This is a genomic window from Chryseobacterium fluminis (genome assembly GCF_026314945.1).
Classification (GTDB): domain Bacteria; phylum Bacteroidota; class Bacteroidia; order Flavobacteriales; family Weeksellaceae; genus Chryseobacterium; species Chryseobacterium fluminis.
Genome location: NZ_CP111121.1, coordinates 4,187,503 through 4,205,336 on the forward strand (window position 1 = coordinate 4,187,503; position 17,834 = coordinate 4,205,336).

Here is a 17,834-nt window from a genome sequence, read left to right on the forward strand (position 1 = left end):
TATAGTTTTTTTCTGTTCTGTTCAAAAAAGAAAAAACCTTCCGGATCTGTATTCCGAAAGGTTTGTATTTTGTGTCTGAAATGCTTAAGTAAGGCAGACAGGACCACGGTATAAATTTTGTTTTAATAAAAAGCAGCGTGTATTAAAGATGTTATGCTGAACCTGTTGAACTCAATATAAAATTCAGAGTAAGCTTTAACATCCTTTATCTTCTGTAAATCTAAGCCTGAGTCTGATTCACTAAGACATCCTGGAGCTCCTCATGCTTCTGGAAGGTGGCTTTCGCGAAAGGACAAAGCGGAATAATCGTTTTCCCGTTTTTTCTTGCAAAATCCACAGCCGCTAAAAGCATTTCTTTGCCCACGCCTTTCCCGTTATATTCTTCACCTACCTCCGTATGGTCTATAATAAATCGCTCCTCTCCGGCCCAGGTATAAGTCATTAATCCTGCACGGGTTCCGTCTATGAAAGCTTCAAAACTTCCGTGTTTCTCGTCATTGTTTTGTTTTACTTCTGTCATATTATGAAAATTTGGTTTGAATTTCTATTTCGTTTGTTAAGATTTTATGGATCGGGCATGCATCCGCAATCGTACGAAGCCTCTTCATCTTTTCCTCATCAAGATTCGTTCCTTCAAAGCTAATGTTTCTTTTGAAAACAGCAAGTTTTGTTAACGGAAAATTTTCAAGTTCCACTTCCACATCTATTTTTTCCACGTCCCATTCTTTCCGGTCGATATACATTCTTAATGTCGCTGCAGTGCAGCTTGCCAGCGAGGTTGCCAGGATCTCAAACGGGTTGAATCCTTTATTCTGTCCACCTTTGTCGACGGGCTCGTCGGTTATCAGGGTATTTTCACCTGCGATCACTTGTGTATAGTACTTTTCTTTTCCTAAACTTGCTTTTACGGTTACTGCCATTGTAGTCGATATAATTATTTTTCGGTTTTAATCTGATTTTTAAAGTTCCCGATCTTATCTTTCAGTTCCTTCAGCAGGTCAGGATTGATGACACCGCTTTCAAAATCAAAATTTTCATAAAATTTAGGCAGGGAAAAAGTGTCTTTGATATCGGCGCCGAACTGGGGAAAAATGTTTTTGCGGTATTCATTACATTTCCGCCGCCATAGCCTCCCGGTGAGGTAGATAATAGAAGCATCGGTTTATTTTGGAAAACCTTAACGTCAATTCTTGATGCCCAGTCGAACACATTTTTAAATGCCGCACTGTAAGACCTGTTGTGCTCGGCCAGGGAGCATATGATCACATCGCATTCCCCGATCACTCTAAGGAAATCATGAGCTTCATCCGGAAAACCTTTCTTTTCGCGGTCTACAGAAAAAACAGGCATGTCGAAATCATTCAGATCGATTAAATTAATTTCATCATCCTGAAAATCTTTTAAAACAAATTTTACCAGTTCCCTGTTAATAGAGGTAGAAGAGGTGCTTCCTGCAAATGCTAATATTTTCATCTTTTTTATATTTGTAATGCCTAAGGTTTTCTGTTTAAAATGGCTTTCGGTAGCGGAACATAGTCCTCTTCGTCTCCCGGAACAAGAGGGAAAGCATCGTGATTCTGGTCATTCCAGTTTACTTTTGCCTGCTGGATCATTGCTCTGTCTGAATTTACAAAATTCCAGAAAATAAAACGTTCTTCATCGAAAGGTTCACCGCCGAAAAGATAAACGGTCCCGTTTTCGCTCATATCAAATTCACACAGTTTGGTGTCTTTGGCGATCATTAATTGTTTGGAGCCATACGTATTTCCTTCCGTAGTAACAGTTCCGTCTAAAACATACATGGCCGCTTCGCCATACAGGTCTTTTCCGATGCTGATTTTTTTAGCGTCTTTTGTTTTAATCTCAATAAAAAACAACGGACTGTGAACAGGGACCGGAGATTTTTTTCCGAATGCTTCGCCTGCAATTAATTTATAGTGTATCCCATCTTCTTCCCAAACCGGGATGTCGTGGGCTTCGATATGGTGAAAAGTCGGCTCAGACTGTTCCAGATGTTTCGGAAGTCCTACCCAGATCTGAAATCCGTGAAGCCTTTTTTCAGAATGTCTCAGGTATTCAGGAGTTCTCTCCGAATGGACAACCCCTTTTCCGGCTGTCATCCAGTTGACAGCTCCCGGCTTGATTTCAAGAGCACTGCCGATGCTGTCTCTGTGAAATATCGATCCTTCCAGGAGATAGGTTAATGTTGAAAGTCCGATATGAGGATGCGGAGGAACATCAAGATTCTGATAATCTTTCAGTTCTGACGGACCCATATGGTCGATGAAGACGAAGGGCCCCACGGCTCTTTTTTCACGGAAAGGCAATAACCTGCCCACCAGAAAGTTTCCTATATCTGCTGATTTCTCCTCAATAATAAGTCCTATATTTGACATGATCTATAATATGGTTTTAAAATTTTGTCTAAGCTAATGTAATTAAATTTTCTGCGATGTATCACACTTTAATGAAATTTAAAGTTGATCGTATCCGTGAAACCTTTCATCGACAACACGTTTCCATTCGGGATTTTTTTTAATGAATGAGACAATGTACGGACAGAAAGGAAGTGCCTTCCTGTGATGATCTCCGATATACTGGAGGGTTTTTTCCACCACTGCAGCAGCGGCACCTGTTCCTGAGATCAGTAGATCTGCCTCAGTATGATTTAAAGCGATCTGACTTCCTATTTCACGGTAATCGATGAAGGCAGAATGTCCGTTGAACTCGATTTCAAATCGGTTTTCTGTCTGTGTTAAAGGAATATTCTCAAATTCAGGTTTCATCATTATATTTTTTGTTATGCTTTGTCTTCTTCAGGAAGGTCATTTCAGTCCTGATCATAGTGGTGATACTAACATCCGGCCTTTGCAGAAATTACCCGAAGAACATCATATAAAATTAAGAAAAAGAAATAAGTGAAATTTGATCTTATTCTGCCAGATATCCGAATCTTCCCAGATTGTAATCTTCAAAGGCCTGCATGATCTCCTCTCTGGAATTCATGACAAATGGACCATGTGGATAAATAGGTTCTTCCAATGGCATTCCGCTGATGATTAAGATCACCGAATCTTCTGTAGCTTCAATGGTAAACAGCTCTCCTTCATTTCTAAATAAAACGAAATTATTCACAGGAGCCTTCTCTTCTCCGTTGATGATAACATTCCCCTCTATGATCAGGGCACCTGTATTGAAACTTCCGGGAAAACTAAAATCTGCTTTTCCTCCCTTTTTCAGTTTTGCATTCATCATATGAACCGGGCTGAAAGTAAAGGCCGGACCTTTTTGATCCCGATACTGACCGGAAATTAATTCGATAAAGCCATTTTCGCTAAGATCAATTTTTCTCATATCCGAATTTTTGATAGCCTGGTATTTCGGACAGCTCATCTTATACACGGAAGGCAGGTTGACCCAAAGCTGAACCATCTGAAAGATTCCGCCTGTTTTAGCCCACTCCGTCTCGTGATATTCCTTGTGAAGAACGCCTTTCGCAGCAGTCATCCACTGAACATCGCCTTCACCGATAATTCCGCCGCCGCCCGCACTGTCATGATGCTGAACACGACCCTGATAAGCTATGGTTACGGTTTCAAAACCACGGTGAGGATGGACGCCGACCCCCCGTGGCTGATCTGTTCCGTTAAAATGAAATTTTGAATTATAATCAAGCATGATGAAAGGATCCATTCTTTTCATATCCAATCCATGCACCCCCGGAATAAAATTATGAACTCTAAAACCGTCACCCACAAAATGAGCGGGTTTTGGAGATATTATCTTTTCTACTTTTTTCGTTGTCATAATAGTGTGTATTTATGAAACAAACTTACGGCACCTGAAAATCAGGTGCATTGACCTGTGATAATTAAGGAATGAACCAATAACTTGTATTGGCCTGAAACCCATTTCTGGCGTTCCATATACAAGGAAGTATGATCAGAAATTTTTGTGATCAATGCTACCCAGACTTATCATTCATCGCTCTTATTCCTCCTTAGACTGCATATTCTTACCATCAGAAATATGAAGTCTTCTGAATACAAACCCGGAAAGAATCGTTAAAATGCCCACAGTAAGGAATGTGCCTCTGAACGCGTTATGAACTTCCCCGTTGACAAGATCTGAATTTTCGAATATTTTCAGAACAATGAGCCCGAAAGCAATTCCGAAACCGATGGCAAGCTGTTGATTTACGGCTAAAAGTGAGTTTCCGCTGCTGGTCTGGAAGTTTCTCAGGTCAGCGATCGAAATGGTATTCATGGAAGTAAACTGAATCGAGTTGAAAAAGCCTAAAACAGCAATAATCGGGATAAACCAGTACAACGAAGTATGGATATCAGGAATGGCAAGAAGACAGATCAAAGTCCCGATGATGAAAGTATTGGTCATTAAGGTTTGCCGGTATCCGAATTTATCCAGGATTTTAATGACGTAAGATTTTCCGAACATTGCGGTGATGGCCATCGGGGCAATAATCCATCCCGAAGTTACCGCCGACTGTTTATACGCAATCTGAATCATCAGCGGCAGCAATAAAGGAACTGCACTGATTCCTAATCTGGTGGCCAGATTTCCTACGATCCCTACCCGGAAGGTTCTCACCTGGAATAAGTTCAGGGGGAAGATAGGACTTTTATCTCTTTTGGCGTGCCGGTAATAATAATACATAAAAAGAAAGCCTAAAATGAAGATCACCAAAACAGGTGTGGTATTCTGAAGATCGCCGAAAAGCTCCAGCGAAACAGAAAGCAGGAGGGAGGCAGCAGCAAAGATCAGAAAACCTTTTAAGTCGAAATCTACATTTTCGGATTTATAGTCAGGCATGAATTTTAATCCTAAAACAATTCCGAGAATCCCAATGGGGATGTTAATTAAAAAAATCCAGTGCCATGAAAGATAATCTACCATATAACCTCCTACCAAAGGACCTAAAACAGGGCCTATCAGTGCAGGAATAATAGCGTAATTCATGGCTTTCAGCAATTCATTTTTATCAAAAGTTTTTATTAATGCCAATTTGCCCACAGGGGTCATCAAGCTTCCTCCCACACCCTGAATGACCCGGGAAATAACAAGATGGGTAAGGTTTTGGGACATGGCACAAAACAGCGACCCCAGACTGAAAAGAATTAAAGAAAAAATAAAGACCTTTTTTGTTCCGAACCGGTCTGCCAGAAATCCGCTTGCCGGCATAAATACCGCTAATGTCAATACATAGCTGATAATAGCATTCTGCATATTAAGCGGAGATTCGTTCAGTTCTCTCGCGATAGAAGGCAGGGAAGTGTTGAGGATCGTCGAATCCAGCATCTGCATAAAGATGGCAGTGGCCAGAATCAGCGGGAGAATTTTTTTAATTGAAGGGGGTTGTGAGATTACTTCTGACATTTTTCATTTACTGGAACCGTAAAGACTCCAGATTTTTTTAGTTCAAAGACTACTGTTCAAAAAACAGTCCATTCTTTTAGATAAAGAAGTCTCTATAAAATTAAAAAAGTCCTGTGAAATTTCACAGGACTTTTAAGTTTTATTTTCTGGATTTTTCCACTCCTTTCCATTCATCACCGGCTTTTCTGTACTGGCTCAGATAGAACGTTTTGAAGTCTTCTGTTTTGTATTCTATATTGTCTGTATTCTGTTCAAACGGCATGATGTAATAAAAATTAACGTCTGTCTTATCCGTTTTATTCCCTTTTTTTACCGAAGGTACATACTTGGAAAATTTATAGTTCGGAAGATATTGCTTTACCCTGGCGTAGAAATCTTTATTGTCTTTCTCATTAGGAATAATATCTACAATATGAAAACCGTCTTTTTTCTTGTCGATCCAAAGGTAATAGGTTTTATCTTCACCGGAGTTCCTGTTATTCGAGTTAAAAGCAAACAGTTCTTTAGGAACCAGCTCTTTTATTTTTTCAGCGTCCACTTTTGTGTAATACTGGCCTTTAGAAGGATCTACATAGGTTTCAAGATTATACATCAGGACAGAATTATTCTCAAAATTTTTATTTTTAAAATATTGGTCTAAAGATAATTCTGCTGTCTTTCTGAGTTCTTTTCCACGTTCATCCAATGTTTTAGTCGGATTCTGAGGATTTACCTTCTTTACAAATTCGTATAAAACCACAGGTTTTATATCCTTCAGGTGAGGATAGGTTTTTAACTGCTCTGCTTTTACCAGCCAGTAGTACTGCTGATAATAATCATCTTTATCGGCATCCTTCACACTTTTATAGGATAAAGCAAGCTTTCTTGAATTAAGATATTTGCCGTACTTTCCCTGTCCGAAAGCAAAGGATATAGATAATAAGGCAAATAAAATAGTAAGGTTTCTTCTCATTTTCTTATAGTTGATATTTTCGTTTTCCAAATATAATTATTTATTAGATATTATTTTTGATTAACGGTTAAATTCTGACAATATTGTTATCGTTAATTCAAAAGAAAATCCTGTATCACTACAGGATTAATAAATTTTGACTAAGAGGTCAGAAGTTCAATACAAAAACTCATCACTCATCACTTATAACTCGTCACTACTATTCATAAGAAGTCTCATGCACTTTCACCGCTCTTCCGCTTGGATCATTCATTTTTTTGAAAGCTTCATCCCATTCCAGGGCAATAGGAGTGGAACAGGCTACGGATGGTACGGAAGGTACCGTTGCAGCAGAAGTTTCACTCGGGAAGTGTTCTTCAAAAATTGTACGGTAACGGTATTCTTCTTTATTCTGAGGAGTATTTACCGGGAATCTGAATTTCGCATGAGCCATCACCTCATCAGAAACTTCTTTTTCAGCCACCTCTTTTAAAGTGTCGATCCATGAATACCCTACGCCATCAGAAAACTGTTCTTTCTGTCTCCATACGATAGAATCGGGAAGTACATCCTCAAACGCTTTTCTTAAGACCCATTTTTCAATTTTTCCTTCAGAAGCACTGATCATTTTGTCCTTAGGGTTCACCGTCATGGCAATATCCATAAATTCCTTATCCAGGAAAGGAACACGGCCTTCAATGCCCCAGCTCATTAAAGCTTTGTTGGCTCTCAGGCAGTCATAAAGATGAAGTTTTCCCAGTTTTCTTACGGTTTCATCGTGAAATTCCTTGGCGTTCGGTGCTTTATGGAAATAAAGATATCCGCCGAAAAGCTCATCGGATCCTTCGCCGGAAAGAACCATTTTGATCCCCATGGATTTGATCACTCTTGCTAAAAGATACATTGGGGTAGATGCCCTGATCGTCGTCACATCATATGTTTCCAGATGGTAAATAACATCACGGATCGCATCCAGGCCTTCCTGAACAGTAAAGTTAACTTCATGGTGAACAGAACCGATATGTTCAGCTGCTTTCTGAGCGGCGGCCAGATCCGGGGAACCTTCCAGTCCTACCGCAAAACTGTGTAATCTTGGATACCAGGCTTCCTGTGTGTCTCCACTTTCAATTCTCTGCCTTGCGAACTTGGCTGTGATGGCAGAAATAACCGAAGAATCCAACCCTCCGGAAAGCAGGACACCGTAAGGGACGTCACTCATCAACTGTCTGTGTACAGCATCTTCCAGTCCTTTTCTTATTTTTGAGATATCAGTTTCATTATCTTTTACATGGTCAAAGCGCTCCCAGTCTCTGGTGTACCACTGCTGAAGCTGGCTGCCATCTTCACTGTATACAAGATGTCCCGGTAAAAATGTTTCGATCGTTTTGCAGATTCCTTCCAGTGCTTTCAGTTCGGAAGCGACATAGTAATTTCCGTTTTTGTCCCAGCCATGATAAAGAGGGCAGATTCCCATATGGTCACGGGCAATTAAATAGGTGTCATTTTTAATGTCATAAAGTGAGAAGGCAAAAATGCCGTTGAGTTTCTCTACAAAATCTTTTCCGTATTTCCCGTAAAGTGCCAGGATAACTTCACAGTCCGACTGTGTCTGAAATTCATAATCCGGAAATTCCTCTTTTAATTCCCTGTGGTTATATATTTCTCCGTTTACCGCTAAAACAATGGTACCGTCTTTCGAAAATAACGGCTGTTTTCCAGAGGTAGGATCTACAATGGCGAGTCTTTCGTGGGAGAAAATTACCTTTTCATTTTGAAAGACACCGCTCCAGTCAGGCCCTCTGTGGCGAATTCTCTTTGACATTTCCAAAACCTGAGGTCTCAATATTTCTGTTTTTTGTTTGGCATCAAACAAGCATACAATTCCGCACATATTATCATTTATTTTAAACAAAAATATACATGTGGTTTAAAATTAACAACAGAAATTTTAATTTAGTTTAAAAAATTAACCAAATTAATTATTTAGTAGTATAATTTTAATTATTCTTTGTTAAAAATGGGTTTTTAGTTAATTTTTTTCACTCTGCAATCGAAATTATCAGCTGTATACGAAATAAAAATCAAATATTTATTAATCTATGATAATTAATATTTGAAATTTTTAGCTTTACTTTGTGGTTCGAAATAATTTTTTTTCATCATTTGTGTTTTTACCTTCTTGCAATTCAGTTTGCGAGAAGGTTTTGTTTTATTCGGACCCTAAGAGTACTCCCGAAACATTCCAGGAACTGAAGCTTGTTCCTTCCGGCAGACCCTGAGGAATTTTAATCTGAATGCGGTGTTTGCCTGCTTTGAGGTCTCCGAGAGGGATGAAATTGGGGTTGGTAACCGTTCCGGGACACCAGTTGGATCTGCTGAGGTCTGATGATGAAAGCCCGTCCGGGAAATTTCCTGAAGCTGGATTATAAAGACGGTAAGAGCCACAGTCTGTCCTCCAGGGAACAAAAGAATAAGCCATTTTTCCATCGAGAAAAACAGAATTGGTTTTAGGAATGAATTCGTCTCCGTTTTCCCAGCCGCCATGACCTGTTGTGATATATCTCAGCTGTGCGCTTTTCAGATCTTTTTTTAACGTGAATTCTACCGATAAACCATTATCGTTATTGAACATAGTGGAATAGTCCTGTCCCGCCATTTCCATAATATTTAAGCTGTTGAATAAAGGGATCACCGTATTGTTTCTGCTGACGGTCTGATCACTTTTATGGATCGTGATTTCCAGACTTACCTGATGGCCGCCTTTATCGTAATTTCCTATAAATACGCCTACCCAGAGTTCTTTTTCAGAAAGTGACGGTTTCAGCTCTGTGATATCCTGACGGTACGGGCTCACACTTTGCCAGTTTTTATCTTTCAGCTGAATATGATTAAACTTATTAATGCCAAAAGCCGTAAAGAAGCGCATCATTTCAATGGCGGGACTGTAGTTTTCTGTAGCGGTTATTCCATAATACTGTTTTCCGTTTCCATTATCGTATACCGGAAGTGTCTTAGCTCCTTTTTCAAGTCCGTCAAAAAAAGACTGTGATGTATTTTCCGGAACAATAAAAACGGTTCCTGTCCGGTCATAAGCATCTCCATTAGATTGTTGTCTGAGTTCGGTAAAGATAAGCTCACCCTCAGAGATCTTCGGAAATTTGATTTTTTTGAGAATGATGGTTCCGTTGGCAAATCTTTTTATGTTCCCATCGGATTTTGACTGGTCCGAGAAGTTAACCGTTTCATGGTCGAAAATATTTAATGTTGTAAACCTGCTTTTCCATAGCAGGTCTTTATAACCTAACTGATCAGTGGGACTGATGGATCCTTTCAATACATTTTCTATACCCGTTTTTTTTACTTTTCTGATCGAAGTGGCAGTAATCATTGAATTTTTATTTCTTTCAATTTCAAGGACGAAGCCCAGGTTCTGTCCAAGAGCAGAAGGTCCGCCTTTTATTTTCAGATCCTTGGTATACCAGACTTCGATGGTGTTGGAATTAATTTTAGTTACCGCCTTTTTGCAGGTATAGCCCAGGATTTTCTTTGTTTCGTCTGTCAGTTCGAAAGTCTGTTTTCCTACCGATTCTGTATCTGATGCCGAGATGATCTCATTCGGTTTTAAAAATGCAAAAGAGATAACAGTATTGGCTGGTTTCTCGACTTTTGTTATTTCAAACGGATACTCCGCCTTCCGTTCCCTGATTTTATTAGTAAGGATGTAATTTTCTCTTTCGTTGGCCCACACCAGGGTAGGCGTTTGTCCGGTCACCTCTTTTCCGTTGTATGAACTGGTGTACTGAACTTCATAAGTCTGCGCAGAACTCAGATAGAACAATAGAATAAAGAAACTTATTAAAATTCTTTGATGCATAATAGAAAATCGTTTTTACAAAGATAAATTTTTAGTTTACAGACAGTCAAACTTTGTCAGTTTTAAATAATTTGATAGGATAAGGGTGCGGTTTTTTTGTAAGAAGCTACGCTGCAGAATTAAACTGCCGTTTACAGACCTCGCATTCTCACCCCCAGAATAAATCTTTTAAACTGTAAGAAAATAAAAGACTACCCCGAAAGCAGAGTAGTCTGTAATATTGTTAATAAAAATGGTTATACTAAGAAACTCTTTCAATTAAAGCCATATAGAATCCATCGTAGCCCTGGCTCGGCATTACCTTTTCCTCTTTGATCATTCTGAAATCAGGATTGTTCTTAATAAACTCTTCAACCTGTCCGTTATTTTCCGATGGAAGAATGGAGCACGTTGCATAAACCATTTGTCCGCCTTTTTTAAGCATTTTCGAGTAATCCTGAAGAATCTGCTGCTGCTCTTTTTTGATTCTGTCGATAAAATCCTGATCGATCTTCCATTTGCTGTCCGGGTTTCTTTTCAAAACTCCCAGGCCTGAACATGGCGCATCGATCAGCAGTCGGTCTGCTTTCTCATGAAGTCTTTTAATCACTTTGTTATCAGAGATCATGCGCGTTTCAATGTTGTGAGCTCCGGCTCTTTTGGCACGGCGTTTCAGCTCTGCCAGTTTCCATTCAAAAATATCTAAGGCGATGATCTGCCCTTTATTTCCCATTAAAGCTGCCAAATGAAGTGTTTTGCCACCCGCTCCCGCACAGGCATCCACAACCCGCTGTCCTTCTTTTACATCAAGGAAATACCCGATTTTTTGTGACGAAGCATCCTGAACTTCAAATAATCCTTCTTTAAATGCAGTGGTCAGAAAAACATTCTTTTTTTCTTCCAGCTGAACGGCATCAGGATAGTTTTTAATAGGATGAGCGACAATATTTTCATCGGAAAGATCAGAAATAAGCTCTCTTGTGGTCGTTTTTAGAGAATTGGCTCTTAAGACGGTAGGTGCCTGCTCATTCAGAGCATACATCTCTTTTCCCATTGGTCTCCCAATTCCTTTTGCAGCGTTTCGGCAAGCCACTCCGGAATAGAGTGTTCGATTGCTTTGGTAGGAACGGTATTTTTTTTAAGTTTTGTAAGGATATCGGCGATCTTTATTCCGTCGAATTCTTCAAACTTTTTATAATTAGTTTTACTCCAAAGCAGATAGGCAATGATTAATTTATAGATATTGTTAGGCTTTACGCCTTCTCCCATATAATATTCAAGACGTTTTTTCCAACGGATGATATTGTAGAAAATTTCAGAAACAACCGCTCTGTCTTGGCTTCCCCATTTTCTGTGTGCCTTTAAAAGTCTTTCAATTACTTTATCGGCGTATTTATTTTTCTCGAAAAATGTTTCTTGTAAAGCATCGTGAATTCCGATGGCTAAATTTCTGTGAATAAGTTCCATAAAATTGGGTTCTGCTGTTTTGAATCTGCAAAAGTACGAAAATTTAAATGTTTTTTTAAGTAAAGATTGTAAGTTCTGTTTCAGGAATAAAAGATCCGCTCGGCGTTCAGTATGGTATAATGATTACTTTACGGTATACTGGTAAGAGAAACTCATCACCTATAATTTTCAACTCATCATCCAAAAAGCTACCTTTGCAAAAAAATAAAATATGAGTGATACTGTACTTTGCCCGAAATGTGGTTCCGAATTTACCTATCCAAGTGATAACATGACCGTTTGTTCCCAGTGTTTCTATGAGTGGAATGCTGACGAAACAGCTGCTGAATCTTCAAACGAAGGAAAAATTCTTGATTCGAACGGAAATGAATTGCAGGACGGAGATTCTGTTGTAGTTATTAAAGATTTACCTGTTAAAGGTGCTCCAAAACCGGTAAAAGCTGGTACTAAAGTTAAAAATATCCGGTTAAGACCCGACAGCGATCATAATATTGACTGTAAAATTGACGGTTTCGGTTCTATGGCTCTGAAGTCAGAATTCGTGAAAAAAGCATAAAAAAAGGAAAAAATTGGACAGTGTAATCTTTCAAAAACTTGATTGTCCCGTTATTGAACAGGACTAATGTCCGTCTTTAAGGCAGAAAGAGAATTAACCAATAATTTCCTTATGCTGTGGAAATACAAATGTAAGAAAAAGTTTTAAACACAAGTCTTATGTTTGTATTTTTTTTATTCATAAATTTCTAATAAGTATAAGTTAATGTGCAGGTTATCTTGTATTCCGGGTAGTTTCTGGTATCCTGCATTCTGAAACATATGCGTATTCTATAATGTTGAAATAACCGGCAGGAGTATTGTTAAACTTTATCTACTGTTCAGATGACACGATTACTCAAAGGAAATGGTTACCTGATGTTCTGCCTTTTCGTCCGTATACATAATCAGCTCTTTCCCCTTTGCTCTTATTTTGTTCCAATAATGGCTTCCTGCAAATCTGCTTTCTATAACTTCTGCTTTACAGCCGGTTTCAGAGATTTTTATCTGGTGTGGATAGTAACAGAACCTGGAGAGATTAAAATCTGCCATTTCTTCATCACTGAAAATATTCACCTCACCAAAAAGCCTTGCTACATAAGGTTGGTAGGGGCTTCTATATGTTTCCTCGGGATTTTCGTTCTGGATAAGTCTACCGTCCTGTAAAATAACAATCTGGTCCAGCCAGGGGATCACATCCTGTAATTCGTGGGTCGAAATAAGCAGAGAAATATGATTCTGCTTCACGTACCGGAACAGCTTTTCGCGCAATTCTATTTTTCTTGAAAAATCAAGGTTACTGAAAGGCTCGTCAAGGATCAGAAGTTTCGGAAGTACAGAAAGGGCCCGGGCAATAGCTACTCTCTGTTGCTGCCCGCCGCTCAGATATTTAGGAAGAACATCGGCATATTCGGATAATCCTACCACTTCAAGAAGTTCGGCAACGGTTTCTTTTTTCTGAGTGAGGTTAATATTTGAAATAAATTTCCCGACATTTTCTGCGACAGTAGCATAGGGCATCAGATCAAAATTCTGAGCAACAAATTTCATGTCTGCTTCTCCGGGAACAAGATTTCCTTTTGGTCCCAAAAGAGGCTTTCCCCTGAAAATAATATCTCCGCTTTCCCAGTCCAGAAGACCATAAATTAAGTTCAGTAAAGTCGATTTTCCGCATCCGCTTTCACCGGCCAATGCAATGATCTTACCTTCTTCGAACCTTAGATTCAGGTTCTGGAACAGAGGTTTTTCCTTGGTATGAGAGAAGTATAAATTGTTTATTTCTAACAGCATCATACAAATGTACTGAAATGTTACGTTTTTAGGAAAAAATAGAATTTTTTATTATATTAGCACTAGTAATAAAAATGAATGAAAAATATGAAAAAAGGACTGTTTTCGATAGCCGTTCCGGCTTTTTTTGCTGCTGCCGTATTGATTTCGTGTACAAAAGAAAAACCTCTGACCAGTGAGAGCAATGAAGTGGTGACTACAAAAGACGGAAACCAGTACGTGCTGGATACTTTAAACAGTAGAGTAGAATGGAAAGGCTATAAAATATTTAAATCTGAAAACACAGGTCATTTTGGAACAATAAAGTTTGAAAGTGGAGATGTGACCGTAAAGGACGGTAAACTTAAAAGCGGAAAATTTGTTGCTGATATGAATTCTTTAACTTCTGAAGATCTTAAGAATGATGCTGAACAGTTGGATAAATTAAACGGTCATCTTAAAAGCGGAGATTTTTTTGAGGTAGAAAAATTCCCAACCGCTTCTTACGAGATAACAAAAGTTGCGCCCTCTGCCGAAGGTGATTACAATACGACTTTAGATGGGAACTTAACGGTAAAAGGGATCACAAAACCAGTACAGTTTAAGGCCAATGTCGCGGTGAAAAACGGAGAAGTAAGCATTAAAACCGAACCCAAAGATATTAAAAGAGAGGACTTCGGAGTGAAATTTCAGGCTCCTGCTGAAAATGGCGTCATTAAAGATGAGGTAACGCTCCAGATCAACGTGAAAGCTTTAGAGAAAAAATAATTTTTTTATTTAAGTGAAATAAGTGATTGAAGTCTGCTTCCCAAGAGGAGGCAGATTTTTTTTAACATATTAAGGAAATTTATTTCGCTGAAAAACCGTATTTTTGCAAAACATTTTGAAAGGGTAAAACAATGATAGAAAAGATAGAAGAACTACTGGTTGAGGTAAACAGCTTCAGTACTACATCTAGGGAAGAGATCGAAAACTTCCGCATCAAGTATAATGGTAAGAAAGGAATTCTGAACGATTTTTTCGAAAAATTTAAAGAAGTTCCTAACGATCAGAAGAAAGAATTCGGTCTGAAAATCAATACCTTAAAGAACGCTGTCAACGTAAAGCTGGAGGATTTAAAAAATTCTTCCGAATCTTCTGTGGTCTCAGAGAAAGAGGACCTTACGAGACCTGCTTTTCCTTTAGATTTAGGGTCAAGACATCCTATTAATTTAGTCAAAAACAGAATCATTGAAATTTTCAAATCCATCGGCTTTGCAGTAGCAGATGGTCCTGAGATTGAAGATGACTGGCATAATTTTACCGCCCTGAATCTTCCCGAATATCATCCGGCAAGAGATATGCAGGATACTTTCTTTATTGAACAAAACCCGGATATCCTTTTGAGAACCCATACTTCTTCTGTCCAGATCCGATATATGGAAGAAAATAAACCGCCCATCAGGATTTTATCTCCGGGACGGGTATTCAGAAATGAGGCGGTATCTTCGCGTTCTCACTGTATCTTCCATCAGATCGAAGGATTGTATATTGATGAAAATGTAAGTTTTGCAGATCTGAAACAAACCATTCAGTTTTTTACGACCGAGCTTTTCGGAAAGTCGAAAATAAGAATGAGACCTTCTTATTTTCCTTTCACAGAACCAAGTGCCGAAATTGATGTATATTGGGGACTAAATTCGGAAACGGATTACAGGATTACGAAAGGTACAGGCTGGCTTGAAATCATGGGTTGTGGAATGGTAGATCCTGCTGTTCTGAAAAATGTGAATATCGATGCCGAAAAATATTCCGGATATGCTTTCGGAATGGGAATTGAAAGAATTGTAATGCTTCTTTACCAAATGAGCGACATCAGAATGTTCTTTGAAAATGATATCAGAACATTGGAACAGTTTAAAACCCTGTAGAAACCGACCTAAATAAATTCAAATCCTGTAAAATTTAATTTACAGGATTTTTTTATTAATTTTATCATAAATCAGAGGAAAAATGTTTGAAAAACTGTTGAATTTTAAATTAAGAAAAATTGTTCATTATTCTCTCATTGTCTGTATTTTATTAATACAAATCATCATAGCCGCATTTTTTTATAATGAATTTATCAATAGGAAAAATTTAGCTTTTATTGAACAACAATTAAAGGGCATTCACTCGTTGGAAAACCTGACGGATAATTCCAGAAAAGAACTGATCAATGCACAGACCTATCTTCAGAAATATGTCATCAGCGAGGATGATCGGTATCTGAGCTCTTACTTTCAGTCATTAAACAAACTTGGGAGTAATTTGGACAGCATCAGCCATTACAAAAATAAATATCCAAAACTTAAAACTTCTTTAACGTCTCATAAAAAAGATTCGTTAGAAATAAAAAAATTAAAATTACTGATTGATTCTACACACCAGTTTTCAACAAAACCTAATTTCAGAATACGGAATGATCTTCCTAAACTTGAAAAATATGATTTCGGAAACAGCTTAGACCTATTTAACTTTAATGTTGAGACAAAGACCTATTCTGATACGATCAAGAAAAAAGGATTGTTCGGACGCATAGGGGACGCCATATCCGGAAAAGAAAATGTACGTAAAGAGAGTACGGTGATTACCCTGAAACATAAAAAAGCGCCTGATGCTTCCGTGATGCGCAAGGATCTGGACAGTATTTTTCAGTTGGTTAATAATTATTATACGGGGGAAGTTAAAAAAATACAGGTGAATGCCACCGACAAGCAGAATAATACCAGCGAAGTGTATAAGATGTTCAGTAATCTGCTGATCTACAGCGATGGTCTGATGAACATTTATGAATCTGCCATTAAAGGATCGAAAGCTGATCTTGAAAAAGAATATAATAAGCAGAATTCCAGAAATAACAGGATCAGAACCAATCTTATATTCGGATCGATGATTCTGATGTTTATTGTATCCATACTGATTATGCTGTTAACCAGAATAGCATTTGTTTATGAAAAAAAACTGAACATTGCCAATGCCCAGATTAAAGAAAATCTGAATTTTAAAAACAGGATATTGGGAATGCTGAGTCATGAACTGCGCTCACCTCTGAAAATTATAGGGTTGTTTATCAACCGGATCAATAAAAAGACAGATGATGCTAAAATTAAAGAATATCTTACCTTTATCAGTTTTACGAATGATACGCTGCTCATGCAGGCCAATCAGATCCTTGAATATACGAGAAATCAGGCGGTTGAAAATAAGCTGATTCCTGTTGTCTTTAATCTGAAACAGGAAATCCAGTCCATCTTACATTCGATTGAACCTTATATAGAAACAAGGAATAACAGGTTTATCATTATAGAAAATATAAATCCTGAAGTGGTCGTGTTTTCAGACAACAAAAAAATAAATCAGGTTTTTATGAACATTCTCGGAAATGCCAATAAGTTTACAGAAAATGGAGAAATCAGCGTTCATATAAGCACGGAAATGATTAATGAAAATGTCATTTCCTTTACTGCAAAAATAAGCGATACCGGAATCGGAATTTCAAAATCCGATTTAGAAAAAATATTTGAGCCTTATTACCAGGGAGTTTTATCCGAAGATGTAGATAACCTGGGTGCCGGCCTGGGATTAAGTTTATGCAAAGAGATCGTCGAGCTGTACGATGGAAGCATTACGGTATCCAGCGAAATGAAAAAAGGAACGACTGTGATTTTTTCGATAAATTTAAATTGTAATAATGAATGAGATAAATAAAAAAACGATACATTTTCTGCTTGCTGATGACCACAGTCTTATAAGACAGGGAATCATGTTTCTGTTGGAAGATATGGAACTGGAATATAAAGTTTTCCAGGCCTCTAATCTGCAGCGGGCATTGGAAAAGATAAGAAACAGGTCTATAGATATCGCCATAATAGATGCTCATTTTCCCGACGGGAACAGTATGACCATTCTGCCGGAAATAAAAAAAATAAGTCCAGATACTAAAATTCTGATTTTTACGGGAATCGAAGAAGATAAGTATGCCCTTAAATTTCTCAGTGCCGGAGCCCACGGTTTTATAAGCAAGATGAGTGAGGAGGAAGAAATAAAACAGGCCATTTTTAAAATGCTGCAGAATGGGGAATATATCTCGCCGGCTACACAGACTTTACTCATGGAGTCGGTAAAAAATCCCGGTTTTATTAATCCGCTGTCCCGTCTCACAGAGCGGGAATTACAGATTGCAGAAATGTATGCGGCCGGATATGGAAATCTCGAAATTGCAAATCAGCTGGACGTTAAACAAAATACAGTAAGTACGATTAAAAGAAGAATATTCGACAAACTTCAGATAGACAATATCGTAGCGCTGATCGAACTGATCAAAAGTACATAATAAAATTGTAGATAAATATCTACAGGTCTTTC

At 38.2% G+C, this 17,834-nt stretch carries 15 protein-coding genes and 2 pseudogenes; 5 read left to right on the forward strand and 12 right to left on the reverse strand.

All coding sequences use genetic code 11. The features are described 5' to 3' along the window. Window positions 1-220: 220 nt before the first annotated feature. The 11 genes and pseudogenes from ODZ84_RS19170 to ODZ84_RS19220 all read right to left on the reverse strand — a co-directional run bounded on the left by ODZ84_RS19170 (window position 221) and on the right by ODZ84_RS19220 (window position 11,645). Window positions 221-520 (reverse strand): GNAT family N-acetyltransferase, encoded by a 300-nt coding sequence (locus ODZ84_RS19170; protein WP_266173995.1) that lies wholly within the window; start codon window positions 518-520, stop codon window positions 221-223. 1 nt (window position 521) lies between these two features. Beyond that, window positions 522-920 (reverse strand): OsmC family protein, encoded by a 399-nt coding sequence (locus ODZ84_RS19175; protein ID WP_266173996.1) that lies wholly within the window; start codon window positions 918-920, stop codon window positions 522-524. A 14-nt stretch (window positions 921-934) separates the two neighbouring features. Then, window positions 935-1,473, reverse strand: a pseudogene (locus ODZ84_RS19180) (NADPH-dependent FMN reductase). Window positions 1,474-1,493: 20 nt separating this feature from the next. Next, complete coding sequence (locus ODZ84_RS19185; RefSeq protein ID WP_266173998.1) at window positions 1,494-2,396, reverse strand: pirin family protein; 903 nt, start codon at window positions 2,394-2,396, stop codon at window positions 1,494-1,496. 78 nt (window positions 2,397-2,474) lie between these two features. Continuing rightward, window positions 2,475-2,789 carry a GNAT family N-acetyltransferase gene (locus tag ODZ84_RS19190; RefSeq protein WP_323136782.1) on the reverse strand — a complete coding sequence of 105 codons (315 nt, stop codon included), beginning with the start codon at window positions 2,787-2,789 and terminating at the stop codon, window positions 2,475-2,477. 142 nt (window positions 2,790-2,931) lie between these two features. Then, a complete protein-coding gene (locus ODZ84_RS19195) occupies window positions 2,932-3,807 on the reverse strand; it encodes a pirin family protein (protein WP_266173999.1) in 876 nt (291 codons plus the stop codon). Between the two features lie 183 nt (window positions 3,808-3,990). Next, window positions 3,991-5,394 carry an MFS transporter gene (locus tag ODZ84_RS19200; protein ID WP_266174000.1) on the reverse strand — a complete coding sequence of 468 codons (1,404 nt, stop codon included), beginning with the start codon at window positions 5,392-5,394 and terminating at the stop codon, window positions 3,991-3,993. A gap of 139 nt (window positions 5,395-5,533) precedes the next feature. Further along, entirely contained in the window at window positions 5,534-6,376 is an 843-nt protein-coding gene (locus ODZ84_RS19205) for a hypothetical protein (protein ID WP_266174001.1), read from the reverse strand. Between the two features lie 169 nt (window positions 6,377-6,545). Beyond that, on the reverse strand, window positions 6,546-8,216 hold the full coding sequence (asnB, locus tag ODZ84_RS19210) for an asparagine synthase B (RefSeq protein WP_266174003.1): 1,671 nt from the start codon (window positions 8,214-8,216) through the stop codon (window positions 6,546-6,548). Window positions 8,217-8,534: 318 nt separating this feature from the next. Then, window positions 8,535-10,199 carry a GLPGLI family protein gene (locus tag ODZ84_RS19215; protein ID WP_266174005.1) on the reverse strand — a complete coding sequence of 555 codons (1,665 nt, stop codon included), beginning with the start codon at window positions 10,197-10,199 and terminating at the stop codon, window positions 8,535-8,537. Between the two features lie 241 nt (window positions 10,200-10,440). After that, a pseudogene (locus ODZ84_RS19220) lies at window positions 10,441-11,645 on the reverse strand (RsmB/NOP family class I SAM-dependent RNA methyltransferase). A gap of 211 nt (window positions 11,646-11,856) precedes the next feature. Here ODZ84_RS19220 and ODZ84_RS19225 point away from each other — a divergent pair. Next, window positions 11,857-12,201, forward strand: a complete 345-nt coding sequence (locus ODZ84_RS19225; protein ID WP_266174006.1) for a zinc ribbon domain-containing protein YjdM — start codon at window positions 11,857-11,859, stop codon at window positions 12,199-12,201. 332 nt (window positions 12,202-12,533) lie between these two features. Here ODZ84_RS19225 and ODZ84_RS19230 read toward each other — a convergent pair whose 3' ends face one another. After that, window positions 12,534-13,469, reverse strand: coding sequence for a sulfate/molybdate ABC transporter ATP-binding protein (locus tag ODZ84_RS19230; RefSeq protein WP_266177410.1), 936 nt, complete (start codon window positions 13,467-13,469; stop codon window positions 12,534-12,536). A gap of 87 nt (window positions 13,470-13,556) precedes the next feature. Between ODZ84_RS19230 and ODZ84_RS19235 the strand changes: the two genes are divergently transcribed. The 4 genes from ODZ84_RS19235 (at window position 13,557) to ODZ84_RS19250 (ending at window position 17,802) form a co-directional block, all read left to right on the forward strand. Further along, complete coding sequence (locus ODZ84_RS19235; RefSeq protein ID WP_266177411.1) at window positions 13,557-14,216, forward strand: YceI family protein; 660 nt, start codon at window positions 13,557-13,559, stop codon at window positions 14,214-14,216. 131 nt (window positions 14,217-14,347) lie between these two features. Beyond that, the gene (gene pheS / locus ODZ84_RS19240; protein WP_266174007.1) at window positions 14,348-15,358 is read left to right on the forward strand and encodes a phenylalanine--tRNA ligase subunit alpha; all 1,011 of its coding nucleotides are present in this window, start codon (window positions 14,348-14,350) and stop codon (window positions 15,356-15,358) included. 82 nt (window positions 15,359-15,440) lie between these two features. Further along, a complete protein-coding gene (locus tag ODZ84_RS19245) occupies window positions 15,441-17,168 on the forward strand; it encodes a sensor histidine kinase (protein WP_266174008.1) in 1,728 nt (575 codons plus the stop codon). Beyond that, complete coding sequence (locus ODZ84_RS19250) at window positions 17,161-17,802, forward strand: response regulator (RefSeq protein WP_266174009.1); 642 nt, start codon at window positions 17,161-17,163, stop codon at window positions 17,800-17,802. The genes ODZ84_RS19245 and ODZ84_RS19250 overlap by 8 nt, the downstream gene beginning before the upstream one ends. The last annotated feature ends 32 nt before the right edge of the window (window positions 17,803-17,834 follow it).